The following is a 960-nucleotide window of genomic DNA, read 5'->3' as shown; positions in this document are numbered from 1 at the left end:
TGTGACGTGTAAGGGCTCGGGACATGCTTGACGTCGTGTCGTCGGGACATCGTTGACGTCTCACGCTTGTCGGTGGTCGCAGTCAGAGTGTGGGGGGTGTCCTTCTCTGCTGAGACTGAATCCGATGCTGAGATCGCTGCACGGGTGCGTGTGGAGGTCAGGTTCCGTGCGGTCACCGAAGTCGCCGACGGTGCTCCGGTCATCGAGGTCGCTAACCGTTACGGTGTCTCTCGCCAAACGGTCACGGCGTGGCGCAAGCGCTATGCCGCATCAGGTCTGGGCGGTTTATCGGATCGATCTCGCCGACCGCGTACTAGCCCGAACCAGATCTCTCCACAAGTGGAGGCGACGATCTGCGAAATGCGACGCACCCACCGGCGGTGGGGTGCCCGGCGCATCGTCTACGAACTCGGACGCCTCGACCCTTATGCGCCCGCGCCCGCGCGGGCCACGGTGCACCGCGTGCTGGTACGCAACGGATTGGTCAATCCTCAAGAGCAGCTACATAAACGGGTCTACAAGCGATGGGAGCGGGAAGCTCCGATGCATCTGTGGCAACTCGACCTGGTTGGAGGTGTGTTCCTGGCTGGCGGCCGGGAATGCAAACTGTTGACCGGCATCGACGACCATTCCCGCTTCGTCACCGTCGCCGCGGTTCTCGAGCAGCCCAGTGGCAGTGCCGTGTGTGAAGCGTTCGTCGGGGCGATGAATCGATGGGGCGTGCCGTTCGAGGTGCTCACCGACAACGGCAACCAGTTCACCGGCAGACACACGCGGCCGTTGCCGGTTGAGGTGCTCTTCGAGCGGACGTGTCGCGAGTACGGCATCACCGCGCGGTTGACCAAACGCCGGTCACCGACCACGACCGGCAAAATCGAACGATTCCATCGCACATTGCGCCGGGAGCTTCTCGACGAGACTGGCGCCTTCGACACCATCGAGACCGCGCAAACGGCTATC

The 960-nt window shown here is 63.0% G+C and carries 1 protein-coding gene; it reads left to right on the top strand.

The features are described from left to right. Nucleotides 1-132: 132 nt before the first annotated feature. A partial coding sequence (locus tag OSB52_RS24640) for an IS481 family transposase (protein WP_262365943.1) occupies nt 133-960 on the top strand: 828 nt, incomplete at its 3' end.

The sequence above is a fragment of the Gordonia aquimaris genome (assembly GCF_026262595.1).
Classification (GTDB): Bacteria; Actinomycetota; Actinomycetes; order Mycobacteriales; family Mycobacteriaceae; genus Gordonia; species Gordonia tangerina.
Note: the sequence above shows the minus strand (reverse complement) of the source record. Positions and strands in the feature narration are given on the sequence as shown.